The following is a 16740-nucleotide window of genomic DNA, read 5'->3' as shown; positions in this document are numbered from 1 at the left end:
CATCGGAGGTGTCCTTATGTTTAAACAGTATAACATGAATCAAGTGATTTTGCCCCTGGATTTAGAAATGAAACTCCAAGAAAATGATATCGCCTATGCCGTCCACGATCTAGTCGAACAGATTCCAAACGAAGCCTTCGCTGCTTTCTTACGGAAGACGGGCTGTCCGGCTTACCATCCCCGAATGATGATGAAAATCATTGTATGCGCCTACACGCAATCGGTTTTCTCCGGAAGGAAAATCGAAGCGCTTCTCCAAGATAGTGTCCGCATGATGTGGTTAGCTCAAGGTTATGAACCGAGCTATCGAACCATTAATCGATTCCGTGTCCACCCCGACGTGCAAGCCCTCCTCCGTGAGTGCTTTGTCCAGTTCCGTTGCCAACTTGTTCAGGAAGAGTTGATTGATGACGAAGCGATTTTCATCGATGGAACCAAGATTGAAGCCAATGCCAATAAGTTTACATTTGTCTGGCGTAAGGCTGTGGAAAATTACAACGCCAATCTGATCGAAAAGTCCAACCGCATGTATGATGAATTGGTTGAAAAGGAAATCATCCCAGAAATCGTACGGGAAAATCCGGAAGAATTATCGGTCAAAGAGCTTACAGATATAGCTGAAAGGTTGGAAGAAAAGGTCGAAGAATGGAGCCAGAAAATCGAAGAGAGCGAAGAAGTGAGCGAACGGAAACAACTTCGTTCCGAGCGCAAAGAGCCAAAGCAATCCCATAAACAGTTTCAGGATTTTGCGGCGCGCAAGCAGAAATACGAAAGCGACACGGAAATCTTTGGAGAACGAAACAGTTATTCCAAGACCGACCATGACGCCACGTTTATGCGAATGAAAGATGATTATATGAAGAACGGGCAACTGAAAGCCGGTTATAATATACAGGTGGCGACCGAAGGCCAATATGCGCTCGCTTATGATGTTTTTCCGAACCCAACGGATACGCGCACGTTCCTTCCTTTCCTGGATCACATCGAACAACACTTCTTTGAACTACCCGATCATCTTGTCGCCGATAGTGGGTATGGAAGCGAAGAAAATTATGAAGAAGTCCAGGAGAATCGCAAGCGCACGCCATTGATCACGTACAATACGTACCGCAAAGAGAAGAAGAAAAGTTTTAAAAAGAAGGCATTTCATTCAGCCAATTGGGAGTACAGCGAAGAAGATGATGCATTCATTTGTCCGAACGGAAAACAACTGACGTTCCGGTATTTTTCCCACAAGACTGATCGTTATGGCTTTGTCCGGAAGTTTAAGGTGTACGAGTGTGAAGACTGTTCCGGTTGCCCTCTCCGTAGTCAATGTACCAAGGCTAAAGAAGGCAACAATCGCAAGATCTATTACAATGAAAAATGGGAAGAACAAAAACATATGGTCAGAGAACTGCTTTCAGAAGAGAAAATGGGCGAACTTTATGGTAAACGTAAAGTCGATGTAGAACCATTTTTTGGATTTCTGAAGGCTAATTTGCGTTTCACTCGAATGTCCGTAAGGGGTCAGGAGAGTGTGAAGAATGAATTAGGATTTGCCTTCATGGCGGTGAACTTGAGAAAGTACACCGCTCAAAGGCAGCAGAGTAAGGCCAATAACTTTCCTCATTCAATAAAAAAAGGTTCCGATCATCAAAAACCGATGATCGGAACCTTTTTTATTATTTCAGGCTAGTTATGTCCCAGCCCCTATATCCATTCCTTTATTGCGCTAATTTGTCAGTTTGGTAATATGCTAAAATTTACCAAATAACTATTGACAGATAATTTAGAAAGCGTTTACAATTTAAATAGCTAATAGTTAGTAGTTGATTCTCACGTTGAATTAGGTGAAGTGAATGACACAGAAGATTCCGATTGGAAAGTTAGCGATGCTGGTTGTTTCCTTAACACCAGCAGAGTTAGAGCCATTTACTTCACAACTGAAAGATGTGGAGTATTGTCAAGGCAGAGCAGGATCGATGAATATGCAAAAGGTGATCGCAGCTGTGGAAACAGCTGCGAAACGTAGTCAGATTATTTCCAATGAATTATACAGAGAGACTCATGCTTTGTATCACGCGATTCTAGAAGCTCTTGAAGGAGTTATGCGCGGTCAAATTGGTGCGGGTGATATGATGAGGACGGTAGGATTGCGTTTTGCAATTGTGCGAGGTTCTCCGTATGAGCAATTGGATGAAGGAGAATGGTTGGCGGTCGCTTTTTACGGAACAATTGGCGCGCCAGTAAAAGGTCTTGAGCATGAAACGTTCGGACTAGGGATTAATCATATAGGATAACAGCTGCCTATAGTCATGAGTTATGAGGAGGCGGCAATGGTATTTCGTATGCCATTGTCGTCTCTTTTTTTATTATGGAAAGGAGTAAATTACTATGATTCAATTAAATGGTTCAGATTTAACACTACAGCAAATGAAGGACATGATATACGACGATGAGTTCGTAGCCATCAACCCGGATAGCATGGAGAAAGTACGTAAAAGCAGAGAGGCTGTAGAAAGAATTGTTGAAAGCGGCGAAACTGTTTATGGAATTAACACGGGCTTTGGGAAGTTTAGTGATGTTCGTATAAAGGATAAGGATGTTGATGACCTGCAGCTGCATTTGATTCGCTCACACGCCTGCGGGGTGGGAGAAGCGTTTCCCAATGTGGTGAGTAAAGCGATGATTGTGTTAAGGCTGAATGCTTTACTGAAAGGGTTTTCTGGTGTTCGTCCTTGTGTGGTGGAACGTCTCCGTGACCTCGCTAACGAAAATATATTACCGGTCATTCCTAGTCAGGGGTCTCTGGGAGCTTCAGGAGATCTTGCACCCTTATCACATCTTGCACTGGTGCTCGTTGGAGAGGGGGAAGTTCATTATCGTGGCAAAGTTAAGACAACGAAAGAAGTTTATGATGAATTGGGATATGAACCTTTGACCCTAAAAGCAAAAGAAGGGCTTGCGCTTATTAACGGCACACAGGCTATGACGGCGATGGGAGTGATCAATTATATTACAGCCGAACGATTAATCAACCAAAGTGATTGGATTGCAGCCATGACGTTAGAGTCTCTTGAAGGGATTATGGATGCATTTCATCCGGCCATTCATGAAGCGCGTGGATATCCTGAACAAATGGAAGTGGCTGAAAGGATCCGTACCATTACCAGTGACAGTCAACTCACTACACGTCAAGGCGAAAAGCGCGTGCAAGATGCTTATTCGTTGCGTTGCATTCCCCAAGTGCATGGGGCTTCGAGGCAAAGCCTTGCTTATGTAAAAGAAAAACTGGAAATTGAAATGAATGCAGCAACTGATAACCCGCTCATTTTTGATGATGGGAAAACAATCGTGTCTGGCGGTAATTTTCACGGACAACCGATTGCTCTTGCGATGGATTTCTTGAAAATTGCCGTAGCTGAGATTGCCAATATTTCTGAACGTCGCGTAGAGCGACTCGTTAATCCGCAGCTCAATGATCTGCCTGGTTTCTTAAGTCCGGACCCTGGTCTTCAATCCGGAGCCATGATTATGCAGTATGTTGCTGCATCGCTAGTCTCGGAAAATAAAACATTGGCTCATCCGGCAAGTGTAGACTCAATCCCATCTTCTGCGAATCAGGAAGACCATGTTAGCATGGGCACGATTGGAGCAAGGCACGCGCATCAAATCATTATCAATGCGCAAAAAGTGGCTGCCATTGAAATGATTTGTGCGATGCAAGCCCTTGAATATAAGGGAACTTCTTTAGCTTCTGCTTCTGTTCAAAACCTTTTTGGCAAAGGGAGAAAAGTGGTTCCGACTATAACTGAAGATCGGGCGTTTTCAAAAGATATAGAAGCCCTTGCGACATGGCTGAGCCGAGATCAATATGATTGGTCGGTCGAACACACGACGATATCCAGTTAATAATGAATCAAAATGCAGAGGAGGGGGAATTAGATGTTAACAAATGCAGTAATTATAAGTGTTATCGTTATGGTAGTTTTAAGCTTAGTGCGGGTTAATGTAATTTTTGCCATCTTAATCGCAGCTATAACAGCAGGTTTGGTCTCAGGAATGAGCGTATCAGAGTCTGTAGATGTAGTAGTTTCAGGTATGGGCAATCAAGCGAATACAGCACTTAGTTACATTTTACTAGGGATATTCGCTGTGATGATCGGGCTGTCAGGCATCACGAACATTCTTGTTAACAAGATGCTCAAGGTGATTGGTCACCGAAAACTAGTGCTCGTCTTTACGATAGCGGGACTGGCTTGTCTCTCTCAGAACGCCATTCCCGTCCATATCGCCTTTATCCCGATCTTAATTCCGCCTTTACTCTCTTTATTTGATCGAATTAAATTGGACAGACGAGCAGTAGCCACCGCATTGACCTTTGGTTTGAAAGCTCCTTATATTATGATTCCTGCAGGTTTTGGTTTGATTTTTCAGGGGATCATTCAAGATGAAATGGCTGCCAATGGAATGGAAATTGCATTAAACAAAGTGACCATGGCGATGCTGCTTCCAGGTGCAGGGATGATTGTTGGTTTATTAATTGCCTTACTTATTACATATCGAAAGGACCGAGTCAGTCAAGGCGATAAGGGTGATCCGAAGATTGCTGATGATGAAAATATTCCAGAAGATGTGTTTCATCGAAAAGAGGTTTCGTGGAGCATGCAGCATTGGATGACAGTTCTGGCTATTCTAGCAGCTTTGGGACTCCAGCTTTATACGGATTCCCTTGTAATTGGAGCCCTTGCAGGAATAATTGTTATGTTTGTAACAAGGGTGGTTAAATTTTATCAAGGCGAGCAAGTGGTACAGGACGGAATTGGGATGATGGGCATGATTGCCTTTGTCATGCTGATCGCATCAGGGTATGCCACTATTTTAAAAGAAACAGGTGCGGTACAGTCACTTGTTGATCAAACGGAAGGACTCCTGGATGAATCACATTTGCTAATTGCGATCGTTATGCTTCTTGTAGGGTTATTAATTACAATGGGCATTGGTTCCTCCTTTGGTACGGTGCCAGTCATCGCTGCCTTATATGTACCTATTTGTATAGCAGCAGGTTTCTCACCGATGGCCACGGCCGCTTTAATCGGCACAGCCGGAGCTTTAGGTGATGCTGGATCCCCTGCTTCGGACAGTACACTTGGACCAACATCAGGTCTGAATGCGGACGGCAAGCACCATCATATATGGGAGACGTGTGTACCAACTTTTCTGCATTACAATATTCCACTATTCATCTTTGGAATCATTGCGGCAGTGATATTATAATAATCTATGTAAAAAACAATCATTAAGGACATCATAAGCTTGTAGAGAAATTCTATGTCTTTCTCTACAAGCTTTTTGTACGCACATACGAGGAAAGTTCAGGACCCGAACACGGATAAGAGATTTGTCGAATTTTATGTTAGAATAGTGGAGTTCGTGGAAGAAAGGATGAGGTTAGGATGACACAGCGTTCACCACAATTAAAGCTATTCATTGAATATTGTTATATCATTATCGGATCTGCATTCGTTGGTTTATCGTATAATATGTTCTTGCTGCCAGCGAAGCTTGCGTCAGGCGGCGTATCAGGTATCAGTACTATCTTATATGAATTGTACAAGTTTAATCCCGCGTACGTTCAATGGGCCATCAACATTCCGTTGTTTATTTTGGGAATTATTCTGCTTGGAAAGGATTTCAGCTTAAAGACATTAGTGGGAACATTGTTTGTACCCTTTATCATATGGCTTAGTGCCGACATTCCTTTCAAGATTGACAATCCTCTGCTGGCCGCAATTTATGGAGGGATTCTGTTAGGTGTTGGGTTAGGAACGGTTTATCGGGGAAAAGGATCAACCGGCGGGACCGCCATGATTGCTCAGGCATTGAAAAAGTACACCGGATTTTCTAGTGGGTTTTCCCAATTAATTGTGGATGGTTTCGTTGTGATCACTTCCGCTATTGTCTTTAATCTGGAGCTCGCCCTTTTCGCGATGATGTCGATTTATGTTACGAGTAAAGTGATCGATTTTGTTCAATTGCAAACATCACCTTCGAAACTTGTTCTCATTATATCCGAAAAAGAAGAGTTAATTCAGTCGATTATTAAAAATGAAATCGATCGCGGATTAACGAAAATAAGGACGGTTGGAGGTCATTCCAATACAGAGAAAACGATGATTTTGTGTGTGGTTGAGCAGGAGGAAGCTATCTATTTGAAGAAAGCTCTTCAAGAGAAAGAACCCACTTCGTTCATTGTTTTCCTCAATGCTTCGGAAATTCTCGGCCGTGGTTTCTCGCTATCAAAGCTTTATGAAACTGGAAAATAACCCTACCCCTGATAGATACTCATCTATCAGGGGTTTTTCAATTCTGTTTCAGTTTCGTTACGCCGCTCAATAGTAATGGATTGGGAACGAATAGATATCTCACTAGCAGCGTTTTTAAAAGTGAGGTATTTGTTATGAAAAGAGTTTCAACCATTGATTTTGTGAAATTTATTGCTATGTTTTTTATTGTTTATATTCATTCCCATTCATTTAAGGAAGTAGATTTCCTTGGGATTAGTGGGGAGAGAATCGACTTCTTTATCGATACGTTTGCCCGATTTGGAGTTCCTTTTTTCTTTATGGTCGCAGGGTACTTAGTGGTAAACCAGGTGGAGCGAAAGGGTGGACAGTATTTCCCTAAATATATATCAACTTTAATCAATTTGTATGCAGCTTGGTTCCTGTTTTTCTTTATGTACGATTTAGTCATGCTGATTCTTGAAAAAGGATTTACGAGTGAACCAATTATTGAATATATTAGCACCTTTTTAACGCTAGATATTTTTTATTACGGTGCAGGACACACGCAATACCATCTCTGGTATTTACCGGCGGCGATTTGGGCCATGATTATTTTTGCTTTGTTTTACTATTTTGATAAAATCAAATGGTTACTTGTGATCAGTTTCCTATTGTATGTCATTGGTCTGTTTGATCAATCTTATTCAGGAATTTATAATCTAAGCTTCGAATCTCGTGATGGAACATTCTTTGGAATTTTTTATGTAACACTTGGTGGTACCATTGCTAAGTATCAACCCCAATTTATTAAGCTTTCTCATCAATGGAAGGCATGGGTGTGGGGATTGGTGTTCATCGGCTTCTCCGTTTTACAGTTCCTTGAGAGACATATAACAGCACATGAGCTCGGTGGAAGCGGCGGAAATTATTTCATTTCAACCATATTCGTTTCGCTTTCGCTATTCATGTTCATCCTGAGACTGCCGCATGTAGGGAAAGAGTCAACCATTAATAAAGTTGGCAAGAATACAGTAGGAATTTACGTGATTCATACCGCGGTTATGGATGCAACAAACCGGCTGGTTGATTATGCCGGCATTAGTGTGATCAGGGAAAGTTTGCTTTGGGGGCTGCTTTTTACTCCTTATTTGTTTTTAGTATCTTATTTACTGTATATCAGCATTCAACGCCTAAAACCAAAATATATATAAAGCGAAGCGGTCCTCCTGCTGCAGACTATTAATAGTTCTACGGCAGGGGGATTTTTTTAACACCGTTTAAACAGCAGGGTTTATCAGGATTCTGAAAATTCATGTTGCCATATCGGAAAACCCGTGATATGATTTGTTTAATGAATTTGTGCAAACGTATTCACTGGAAGTATTTGATCTTATTAATGTTCTACTATTACTTTCCAATCTACATATGGAAACGCTTTACAATTATAAGTGCAAACGTGTGCGCTTTGAAGCGAATTGAAACAACTTTTTTTTTAGTGGATATGGAAGCGCATTCATTCATTTGTTAAAAAATAATCTAGGGAGTGGGTTACATGAAGGGGAAAAAGTTTTACACGGGAATTGCTTCCGCGTTGCTGGCATCGAGTATTGCATTAACAGGATGCTCATTCTCATCAGGAGATGAAAGTGCAAGTGAATCTTCTGGAGATGCAGTAACTGTAGATGTGTTCCAGTTTAAAGTGGAGTTTAAAGAGCAATTTGAAGAGCTTGTCTCTATGTATGAAGAAGAAAACCCTGATGTAAACATTAATGTTAAAACAGTAGGGGGAGGTAACGACTACGGTGCTGCCTTGAAAACATCCTTCTCTTCTGGTGAAGAGCCTGACATTTTCAATATTGGTGGACCAACAGATGTGCAGCAATATGAAAAGTATCTAGCTGACCTATCTGATACAAAAGCTGCTGAAGCTGCTCTTGATGGCACGCTTACAAGTGTTAAAAAAGATGGTCAAATTCTAGGTCTTCCGTATAACCAGGAAGGTTATGGACTGCTTTATAATAAGAAGGTTTTTGAAGAAGCAGGCATCAATCCAGATGAAATTAAGACAATGGACGATCTTGAGTCAGCTGTCAAAAAACTGGATAGTAATAAAAAAGAGCTTGGTATAAAAGCGCCATTCGCCTTCCCGGCTAAAGAAAAATGGGTCATTGGGAACCACCTTGCTAATGCTTACATCGCTGAAGAATTTAATCACAGTGTGATGGATGCTTATGAAGCAGATACGATTAAATTTGAAATGGCGGACCAAATGAAACGGTTCTTAGATTTGCAAAATGATTACTCGATTCAGCCTACATTGAGTCTTGACTACTCTCAACAAGTAGAAGAATACTTCTCACTTGGCAAGGTAGCCATGATTCAACAAGGAAACTGGGTATATAACACGATCGCTTCAATGGATGAAGAATTCGCACAGAACAATGTAGGCCTTCTTCCGATTCCTGTAGAAGGTTATGAAGGAATTCCGGTAGGCGTACCCAACTACTGGGTGGTCAATAAAGAATCAGAAGATGAAGTAGTACAAGCTAGTAAGGAATTTCTTGATTGGATGTACACTTCTGAAACAGGTAAGAAGTTTGTAACGGAAAAATTCAAGTTCATCCCTGCCTACGAAGGGTATGAAGACCTTGAAATTGCAGATCCAATTTCACAAGAAATCTATGAATATGTAAAAGCAGAAAAAACGTTAGGCTGGGTATTCCTAGGAGCACCTATTGGCTGGACTGAAGACGCGTTTGGTGTTGCTGTCCAGGAATATATTGCCGGCAAAATTACTTGGGAAGAGGTCCTAGAGCAATCGAGAAAAGCCTGGGAACAATCCCGTAAGTAGAACTGTAACAGCTGACAAATGCATCGTTTGATGTGTTTGTCAGCACAATAAAGTATCTCCTCTATTAGAACAAAATAAGAGTCTAATAGGTGAGATGTTTTATTTTTATAAGCTGCTGAAATCGATATCATATCCATATGCATCAACTTCAGTAACAAGAGTATAAGCATTGGAGGGCGTGACATGCACAATCGCAATATATGGTTCTGGCTCTTTCTCACCCCGGTTATTTTAGGGTTGGGACTGGTTGTCGTCGTTCCATTCATTTATGGATTTATTTTTTCCTTCACAGACTGGAACGGGATTACCGCTACGAAATTTGTCGGACTACAACACTATATCAATCTATTTCAAGAAGACGAATTCATGGCATCGATTTGGTTTACCGTGAAGTTTGCGATCATAACCGTAATCCTGCTCAATATTATGGGGCTCGGATTAGCGCTGCTTGTAACACGTAATATCAAAACGAACAACTTACTGCGCACGGTCTTTTTTATGCCAAACTTAATCGGCGGCCTGATTCTCGGGTTCATCTGGCAGTTTATTTTTGTCAGTGTATTCGAGGACATTGGAATGCTGCTCGGCGTCGAGTCTTTAACGGGCTGGCTGTCGACTACAAGCACCGGTTTTTGGGGACTCGTCATTTTGACAGCCTGGCAGATGGCCGGTTACATTATGATTATTTACATTGCTTACTTAGAAAACATTCCGAAAGACTTGATCGAGGCGGCCAAAATCGATGGCGCCAACGGGTTTCAGCGATTTAAAAACATTACCTTTCCCCTGGTGGCCCCGGCGTTTACGGTCAGCATGTTCCTGACGTTGTCGATGGCGTTTAAAATCTATGATCAGAACTTATCGCTGACAAACGGGGGACCGTTCAACTCCACCCAAATGGTCGCGATGGAAATTGTTCGGACAGCCTTCTCGGACCAGCAAATGGCTTTTGCCCAGGCGAAAGCGGTTATTTTCTTCTTCATCGTGGCGGTCATTGCGCTGACGCAAGTGTATTACAACAAGAAGCGGGAGGTTGAGATGTAATGAAAAAGAATACCGAAAAACGAAATTTACTCTCAATCGAAGTCCTTGGTATTATTCTCGGACTGATCTGGATTGCCCCGTTCTACCTGATGATTGTCAACGCGTTTAAAACGAAGCGCGAGATTTTCAGCGGCGTTCTTGGGCTGCCAGAAACGCTGAACTTAGATAACTTTGTCCAAGCTTTTATTGATTTGGAATTTCTGAAATCGTTATTCAACTCCGTCCTGATTACGGGGGTAAGTATTGTCATCATCATCCTGTTTTCGTCGATGGCCGGCTATGCTTTAGCTCGAAACAAAAGTAAATTGAGCGGCGTGTTATTCTTGATTTTCGTAGCCGCCATGCTGATTCCGTTCCAATCGGTGATGATTCCGCTCGTCTCGATTTTCGGCCAAGCAAACATGTTGAATGCCGCCGGCTTAATCTTCATGTACCTTGGATTTGGCTGCAGTCTATCGATCTTCCTTTATCATGGAGCGATGACGGGTGTATCGAAAACAATGGATGAAGCAGCGATCATTGATGGCGCCAACCGCTTTCAACTGTTCTGGTATATTATTTTTCCATTGTTAAAGCCGATTTCGGTGACAGTCGGGATATTAAATACCATCTGGATCTGGAATGACTACTTGTTGCCATCCTTGGTCTTAAGTGAAGCGAATGCCACGATTCCGCTGAAAATGTTCTTTTTCTTCGGGCAATATACGAAGCAGTGGCACCTGGCACTGGCAGGACTGACGATCGCGATTATTCCTGTGATCATTGGGTACTTTTTTGCCCAAAAACAAATTATTAAAGGGGTTTCGGAAGGTGCTGTTAAATAGGGCTTTCGAAACCAATTAGAGGGGTAGATGAAGGTGTCGGTCACCATAAAAGATGTTGCGAAACAAGCAAATGTAGCTCCTTCCACGGTCTCACGTGTCATATCTAACAGCCCAAGAATTAGTGAAAAAACGAAACGCAAAGTCCGTAAAGTGATGGATGAGATGGGCTACCATCTGAATTTGAATGCACGCGTTCTCGTTAGACAATCTACGCAGACCATCGGGATCGTGATGAAAAATTCTGCAAGCCACTCATTTGAAAATCCTTTTTTCTCGGAATTGCTCCGGGGGATCAGCCAGGCTTGTCATGAACACGATTATAGTATCAATCTGACAACAGGTGAATCAGAGGAAGAAATTTTTAACGATGTTGTTAAAATGGTTCAAGGAAAGCGGGTTGACGGAGTAATTGTTCTTTATTCCAAAAAGGATGATCAAGTTGTTCCTTACTTAATGGAACATGACTTCCCGTTTGTTATGGTTGGAAAACCGGTTATGGACTCATCCAATGTGATGTATGTGGATAACGATAATGTTCAGGCTTGTCGAGATGCAACCAATTATTTAATCAACATTGGACATGACAAAGTTGCTCTCCTCGGTGGTGGTTCCCACTTTGAAGTAGACAAAGCGCGCCTGGAAGGTTTCAAATATGCCGTGAATGAAAATAAATTGGAACTGCCAAATGGTTATATAACAAATATTGAAACTGGAAATAGCAAGAGGATGCAAGCAATCCATGAATTAATGGACCTGCCGGAACCGCCTACTGCCTTAGTAGTCACAGACGATATTAATGCATTGAAAGTAATGGCTGTATTACAAGAACGAAACATGAAGATGCCTGAGGATGTGAGTATCGTAAGCTTTAACAATACAATGCTTTCTAAATTGTCCAATCCTCCGTTGACAACGGTGGATACCAATTCTTATCAGCTTGGATATGAATCCAGTAATAGTTTGATTCACCTACTGGATGAGCCAGATATGTTAAAGCGCAGTGTTATTGTTCCTACCACAATTGTGGAAAGGCAATCGTGCAGCAGGAAAATGACACCCAATATGGATTGAGAGATTTTTGCTAACTCCAAAAAAAATAACATCAGTACTATATGATTTGATAAAAAGGAGCCAATACAATGAACATTACAGTGTGGAATGAGTTTCGTCATGAAAAAGAAAACCAAGTTGTAACAGACATTTATCCAGAAGGAATTCACTCTGCAATTGCTGAATTTCTTAAAGGGGATGGTCACGATATAAAAACAGCTACCCTTGATGAAGAAGAGCACGGTTTAACAGATGAAGTACTTGAAAATACGGATGTACTTGTATGGTGGGGGCATAAAGCACATGATGAAGTGCAGGATGAAATTGCTGAGAAAGTGAAACAGCGCGTTTTAGACGGAATGGGATTAGTTGTTTTACATTCTGCTCACTTTTCCAAAGTCTTCAAGAAATTGATGGGGACTTCGTGTGATTTGAAATGGCGTGAGGCGGACGACCGTGAACGTATGTGGGTAGTAGATCCGACACATCCGATCACAGAAGGTCTTGGGGAATATATCGAAATTGAAAAAGAGGAAATGTACGGGGAACATTTTGATATTCCGACACCTGAAGAACTTATATTTGTCAGCTGGTTTGAAGGCGGAGAAGTATTCCGAAGCGGAGCTACCTTTAAACGCGGCCGGGGTAAAATATTCTACTTTCGCCCTGGACATGAGACGTACCCAACTTACTACAATAAAGAAGTTCAGCAAGTGATTCGTAATGGAGTGAAGTGGGCTGATAATGGGGGAACACCGAAGAACGTATATGGAAACTCACAGCCTTTAGAAAATATTTCTGAAAAGTAGGGGGAGATTGAGTTGGCTAAATTGAAAGTAGCGATTATCGGGTGTGGAAGTATTGCACAAAACCGTCATTTGATGGAGTATGAAGCGAATGAACAAGTAGATATCATGGCCGTTTGTGACATTGTAGAAGAGCGTGCTATGGTTACAGCTGAAGCTTTCGGGGCTCGCTCCTATACAGATTATGAAGATCTTTTAGCAAAAGAAAACGTAGATGCTGTAAGTGTTTGCCTGCCAAACTATTTGCATGCCCCTGTTTCCATTGCCTCGTTAAATGCAGGAGCTCATGTTTTATGCGAAAAACCAATGGCAACGTCGTCTGAAGAAGCAGAAGAAATGATTAACACAGCAGCGCGTACCGGCAAAAAATTGATGATTGCCCATAATCAAAGGTTCGTAGCTTCCCATCAAAAGGCCCGCCAGCTGATTGAAGCTGGAGAGATTGGAAAAGTGTACAGTTTCCGTACGACATTTGGCCATGGAGGACCTGAAGGATGGAGCGCCGATGGAACAGACAGCTGGTTCTTTAAAAAAGACCAGGCGTTTATTGGAGCTATGGGGGATCTTGGTGTACATAAAGCGGATTTATTACGCTATTTACTAGGGGAAGAATTCATTGATGTAGCAGGATTTATTGAAAATAACGCCAAAGAGGGAATTTCGGTGGATGATAACGCGGTCTGTATTTTGCGTTCTGAATCTGGAGTTGTCGGTACCTTAACAGCAAGCTGGGCTTATAGACCTGAAGAAGACAACTCTACTATTATATATGGTGAGAAAGCTACATTACGTTTAGAAGATGACCCTCAGTACTCGCTTATTTCTCAGTACGCGACCGGAGAAATTGTAAAGTATGAGCTCGGCCAAATTCAATCAAATGAGGATGGCGGGCAAACGAACACACATGTGATAGATCACTTTGTTGAAAGTATTATCGAGGACACAACCCCTCTGATCGATGGCTATGAAGGAAAACGTTCGCTTGAAATTATTTTAGGAGCACTGCAATCAGGGGAGACACGTAAAATTTCAAAGTTAGAGAAGTGATTTAGAATGAATAAATTGAAGATGGGAATTATCGGTGTCGGCGGCATCGCCCAACAGCGACATATTCCGGCATTTGCGGGGATGAAAGAGAAAGTAGAGCTGACAGCTGTCCAGGATGTAAACAACGAACGTGCTAAATCCGTGGCGGAAATGTTTGACATTCCTCATGTTTTTGAACATTACCAGCAACTATTTGAAGTGGTTGATGCAGTGACAATTTGTACTCCAAATAAATTTCATTCCGAAATTACTGTAGCTGCATTAAACGCTGGAGTTCACGTTCTGTGTGAAAAACCAATGGCAATTACTACAAAAGAGTGTGAAGCTATGGTTGAGGCAGCGCGCCAAAATGATCGACTGCTTTCGATTGCTTATCACTATCGTTATATGCCTGAAGCTAAGTTAGCGAAGGAAGCCATTTTTAATGGGGAAATAGGAGATCCACTTGTCACTCGTGTGCAGGCAATGCGTCGTCGTAAAGTGCCAGGCTGGGGTGTATTTACCAATAAAGATTTACAAGGAGGCGGCAGCTTGATTGACTTTGGCTGCCACTTGCTTGACCTGGCTTTATGGCTGCTCGACGATCCGAAGCCTGTTGAAGTCATTGGGAAAACTTATAATCGGTTGAGCAAAACGCCAGGTCAGGTTAATGACTGGGGCGCTTTTGACCATAAGACATTTAATGTGGATGATCATGTTTCGAGTTACATCATGTTTGAAGATGGGATGTCTATGCAATTTGAATGCTCGTGGGCCGCAAACATCAAAGAGGACCAAACCTCTTTGAGCATTTCAGGGGCAGATGGCGGAATGGATGTGTACCCATTTGAACTCTATCAAACGAAATATGGAACAGTATGGAATACCCAGGCTAAATTACCCGAAGAAAGTCTTAGTCCAGGATTTTTACAAGCAGATAATTTTGTCGATAGCTGTCTCGGGAATTCCGAACTGATCGTCAAACCAGAACAGGCATTACGGGTGACGCAGTTAATAGAAGCCATCTATGAAAGTAGTGAAACAGGGACGAGTATTAAACTAGTTTAAAATTCGATGGGAGGAGATTGATATGAAACTGGGCGTATTCACAGTCCTTTTTTCTGATAAATCCTTTGAGGATATGCTCGATCATGTAAAAAATGCTGGTTTAAAAGCAGTCGAAATCGGAACAGGCGGTTATCCAGGTACAGCACACTGTAACGTGGATGAACTGCTCGAAAGTGAGCAGAAACGTGTCGAATTCCTGGACAAAGTTAACTCACGTGGATTGACGATCAGTGCATTTAGCTGTCACGGCAATCCAATTTCTCCGGATAAACAATTTGCACAAGAGTCTCATGATTCCTTTGTGAAAACGGTGAAGTTAGCAAGTTTACTTGATGTTCCTGTTGTTAATACGTTTTCAGGCACACCAGGTGGAACGGAAACAGACAAATCCCCGAATTGGCCTGTCACTCCATGGCCCGCGGAGTATTCAGACGTATGGGAATGGCAATGGAATGAGAAGCTGATTCCGTATTGGAAGGAACAAGGAAAATTCGCCGAAGAACATGGTATCAAGGTAGGACTGGAACTGCATGCTGGGTTTCTTGTTCATACACCGTACACGATGTTAAAGCTGCGTGAAGCTACAAGCGATGCCATAGGGGCAAACCTTGATCCGAGTCATCTGTGGTGGCAAGGAATCGATCCTGTTGCAGCTATTAAAATTCTAGGAAATGCCGGAGCTATCCACCATTTTCATGCGAAGGATACGTACATTGATCAGGACAATGTGAACATGTACGGCTTAACGGACATGCAGCCATATTCTGAAGTGAAAACACGTGCCTGGAGTTTCCGTTCAGTTGGCTATGGACACGGAATCCAGGAATGGTCTAATATTGTTAGTGCACTTCGCACTTATGGATATGATCATGTGATCAGTATTGAGCATGAAGATCCGATTATGTCAATTAGTGAAGGCTTTAATCAAGCCGTGAAGAATTTAAAAGCAGTAAATATTGAAGAGCCTCCAGCTGATATGTGGTGGGCCTAATTTAGATATGTTCTAAGGAAAAGGAAGGAGGAGTCGAAAGTGAAGAATAGTTCAGGATTAGCAGGAGGATTTTTCGCTATAAGTGAGTGGATTATGCGATTCTCCTTATCTAATTTATTATGGGCTCTGTTTAATCTACCTATCGGGCTCCTCCTTCTCAGCCTGTTATACTTAGAAAACGGTTCAGGGGCACTGTATCTTGCTGTCCCGCTCGTTGTTCTGCTTCCGATTTTATTTTTCCCAGCGACGACCGCTTTGTTTGCGAAAGCACGCGAATGGGTTAGAAATGAAGAAGATGTGGGAACAACTCAATCATTCTTTAGTCACTATAAAAATAATTACAAGATGAGTTTATTGAGTGGATTGATCTTCGTGATTTTGTGGGGAGTCTTAGCCGCTGATATTTATTATTTTTCCAGCCGAAACAGCATGCTGATGAATCTGTTCTTGGTTTTGGGCATTCTATTATTTGTATGGACTTTAAACTTTTTCTCTGTTGCGGTTCATTATCATATGAAACTAGGAGCATTATTAAAGCATTCTTTCTTTATTACAATTGGAAGCCCGCTTTTGTTTATAGCTGTAGCTATTAGTGCAGGAATCATTCTTTATATCAGCCTTTATATGTTTCAGGTTATCATCCCGCTCTTTACAGGTTCGCTCGTTTCCTTTTTAGCATTTTCCGCATATTATCGATTACATTTGAAACTATCAAATAAAACATCGTAAGCAAAACCCTGTCAGCCCTGAGCCTCACTCAGCTGACAGGTTTTTTTGTGTCAAAAACTACCACCTCAGGTCATCCAGTTTC

At 41.9% G+C, this 16740-nt stretch carries 15 protein-coding genes; all 15 read left to right on the top strand.

From position 1 onward, the window contains the following. Positions 1 to 16 precede the first annotated feature (16 nt). Positions 17 to 1678 (top strand): IS1182 family transposase, encoded by a 1662-nt coding sequence (locus tag B5354_RS07280; protein WP_245029576.1) that lies wholly within the window; start codon positions 17 to 19, stop codon positions 1676 to 1678. 163 nt (positions 1679 to 1841) lie between these two features. Further along, the gene (gene hutP, locus B5354_RS07275; RefSeq protein ID WP_079527384.1) at positions 1842 to 2282 is read left to right on the top strand and encodes a histidine utilization transcription antiterminator HutP; all 441 of its coding nucleotides are present in this window, start codon (positions 1842 to 1844) and stop codon (positions 2280 to 2282) included. A 94-nt stretch (positions 2283 to 2376) separates the two neighbouring features. Further along, positions 2377 to 3894 (top strand): histidine ammonia-lyase, encoded by a 1518-nt coding sequence (gene hutH / locus B5354_RS07270; RefSeq protein WP_079527382.1) that lies wholly within the window; start codon positions 2377 to 2379, stop codon positions 3892 to 3894. 33 nt (positions 3895 to 3927) lie between these two features. Further along, positions 3928 to 5259 carry a Na+/H+ antiporter family protein gene (locus tag B5354_RS07265; protein WP_079527380.1) on the top strand — a complete coding sequence of 444 codons (1332 nt, stop codon included), beginning with the start codon at positions 3928 to 3930 and terminating at the stop codon, positions 5257 to 5259. Positions 5260 to 5438: 179 nt separating this feature from the next. Next, positions 5439 to 6308 (top strand): YitT family protein, encoded by an 870-nt coding sequence (locus tag B5354_RS07260; protein WP_079527379.1) that lies wholly within the window; start codon positions 5439 to 5441, stop codon positions 6306 to 6308. 134 nt (positions 6309 to 6442) lie between these two features. After that, entirely contained in the window at positions 6443 to 7480 is a 1038-nt protein-coding gene (locus B5354_RS07255) for an acyltransferase (RefSeq protein ID WP_079527377.1), read from the top strand. A 341-nt stretch (positions 7481 to 7821) separates the two neighbouring features. Then, complete coding sequence (locus B5354_RS07250) at positions 7822 to 9120, top strand: ABC transporter substrate-binding protein (RefSeq protein WP_079527375.1); 1299 nt, start codon at positions 7822 to 7824, stop codon at positions 9118 to 9120. A 183-nt stretch (positions 9121 to 9303) separates the two neighbouring features. Continuing rightward, entirely contained in the window at positions 9304 to 10164 is an 861-nt protein-coding gene (locus tag B5354_RS07245) for a carbohydrate ABC transporter permease (protein WP_079527373.1), read from the top strand. Beyond that, the gene (locus tag B5354_RS07240) at positions 10164 to 10988 is read left to right on the top strand and encodes a carbohydrate ABC transporter permease (protein ID WP_079527371.1); all 825 of its coding nucleotides are present in this window, start codon (positions 10164 to 10166) and stop codon (positions 10986 to 10988) included. Before B5354_RS07245 ends, B5354_RS07240 begins: the two co-directional genes overlap by 1 nt. 33 nt (positions 10989 to 11021) lie before the next feature. Further along, positions 11022 to 12059, top strand: coding sequence for a LacI family DNA-binding transcriptional regulator (locus tag B5354_RS07235; RefSeq protein WP_079527369.1), 1038 nt, complete (start codon positions 11022 to 11024; stop codon positions 12057 to 12059). Between the two features lie 68 nt (positions 12060 to 12127). Further along, positions 12128 to 12847: a ThuA domain-containing protein gene (locus tag B5354_RS07230; RefSeq protein WP_079527367.1), complete on the top strand. Its 720-nt coding sequence runs from the start codon at positions 12128 to 12130 to the stop codon at positions 12845 to 12847. 12 nt (positions 12848 to 12859) lie between these two features. After that, positions 12860 to 13891, top strand: coding sequence for a Gfo/Idh/MocA family protein (locus B5354_RS07225; protein ID WP_079527365.1), 1032 nt, complete (start codon positions 12860 to 12862; stop codon positions 13889 to 13891). Positions 13892 to 13897: 6 nt separating this feature from the next. Continuing rightward, a complete protein-coding gene (locus B5354_RS07220; protein WP_079527363.1) occupies positions 13898 to 14938 on the top strand; it encodes a Gfo/Idh/MocA family protein in 1041 nt (346 codons plus the stop codon). Between the two features lie 22 nt (positions 14939 to 14960). Continuing rightward, positions 14961 to 15929: a sugar phosphate isomerase/epimerase family protein gene (locus B5354_RS07215; protein ID WP_079527362.1), complete on the top strand. Its 969-nt coding sequence runs from the start codon at positions 14961 to 14963 to the stop codon at positions 15927 to 15929. A 39-nt stretch (positions 15930 to 15968) separates the two neighbouring features. Beyond that, complete coding sequence (locus B5354_RS07210; protein ID WP_176142431.1) at positions 15969 to 16658, top strand: YesL family protein; 690 nt, start codon at positions 15969 to 15971, stop codon at positions 16656 to 16658. Positions 16659 to 16740 lie beyond the last annotated feature (82 nt).

Origin of the sequence: Halobacillus hunanensis, assembly GCF_900166655.1 — a bacterium.
GTDB classification, from domain to species: Bacteria; Bacillota; Bacilli; order Bacillales; family Halobacillaceae; genus Halobacillus_A; species Halobacillus_A hunanensis.
Note: the sequence above shows the minus strand (reverse complement) of the source record. Positions and strands in the feature narration are given on the sequence as shown.

What these genes read in the sequence shown, in the direction of transcription:
- B5354_RS07280 (WP_245029576.1), top strand. Translation starts at nt 17, where the DNA reads ATGTTTAAACAGTATAACATGAATCAAGTGATTTTGCCCCTGGATTTA.
- hutP (WP_079527384.1), top strand. Translation starts at nt 1,842, where the DNA reads ATGACACAGAAGATTCCGATTGGAAAGTTAGCGATGCTGGTTGTTTCC.
- hutH (WP_079527382.1), top strand. Translation starts at nt 2,377, where the DNA reads ATGATTCAATTAAATGGTTCAGATTTAACACTACAGCAAATGAAGGAC.
- B5354_RS07265 (WP_079527380.1), top strand. Translation starts at nt 3,928, where the DNA reads ATGTTAACAAATGCAGTAATTATAAGTGTTATCGTTATGGTAGTTTTA.
- B5354_RS07260 (WP_079527379.1), top strand. Translation starts at nt 5,439, where the DNA reads ATGACACAGCGTTCACCACAATTAAAGCTATTCATTGAATATTGTTAT.
- B5354_RS07255 (WP_079527377.1), top strand. Translation starts at nt 6,443, where the DNA reads ATGAAAAGAGTTTCAACCATTGATTTTGTGAAATTTATTGCTATGTTT.
- B5354_RS07250 (WP_079527375.1), top strand. Translation starts at nt 7,822, where the DNA reads ATGAAGGGGAAAAAGTTTTACACGGGAATTGCTTCCGCGTTGCTGGCA.
- B5354_RS07245 (WP_079527373.1), top strand. Translation starts at nt 9,304, where the DNA reads ATGCACAATCGCAATATATGGTTCTGGCTCTTTCTCACCCCGGTTATT.
- B5354_RS07240 (WP_079527371.1), top strand. Translation starts at nt 10,164, where the DNA reads ATGAAAAAGAATACCGAAAAACGAAATTTACTCTCAATCGAAGTCCTT.
- B5354_RS07230 (WP_079527367.1), top strand. Translation starts at nt 12,128, where the DNA reads ATGAACATTACAGTGTGGAATGAGTTTCGTCATGAAAAAGAAAACCAA.
- B5354_RS07220 (WP_079527363.1), top strand. Translation starts at nt 13,898, where the DNA reads ATGAATAAATTGAAGATGGGAATTATCGGTGTCGGCGGCATCGCCCAA.
- B5354_RS07215 (WP_079527362.1), top strand. Translation starts at nt 14,961, where the DNA reads ATGAAACTGGGCGTATTCACAGTCCTTTTTTCTGATAAATCCTTTGAG.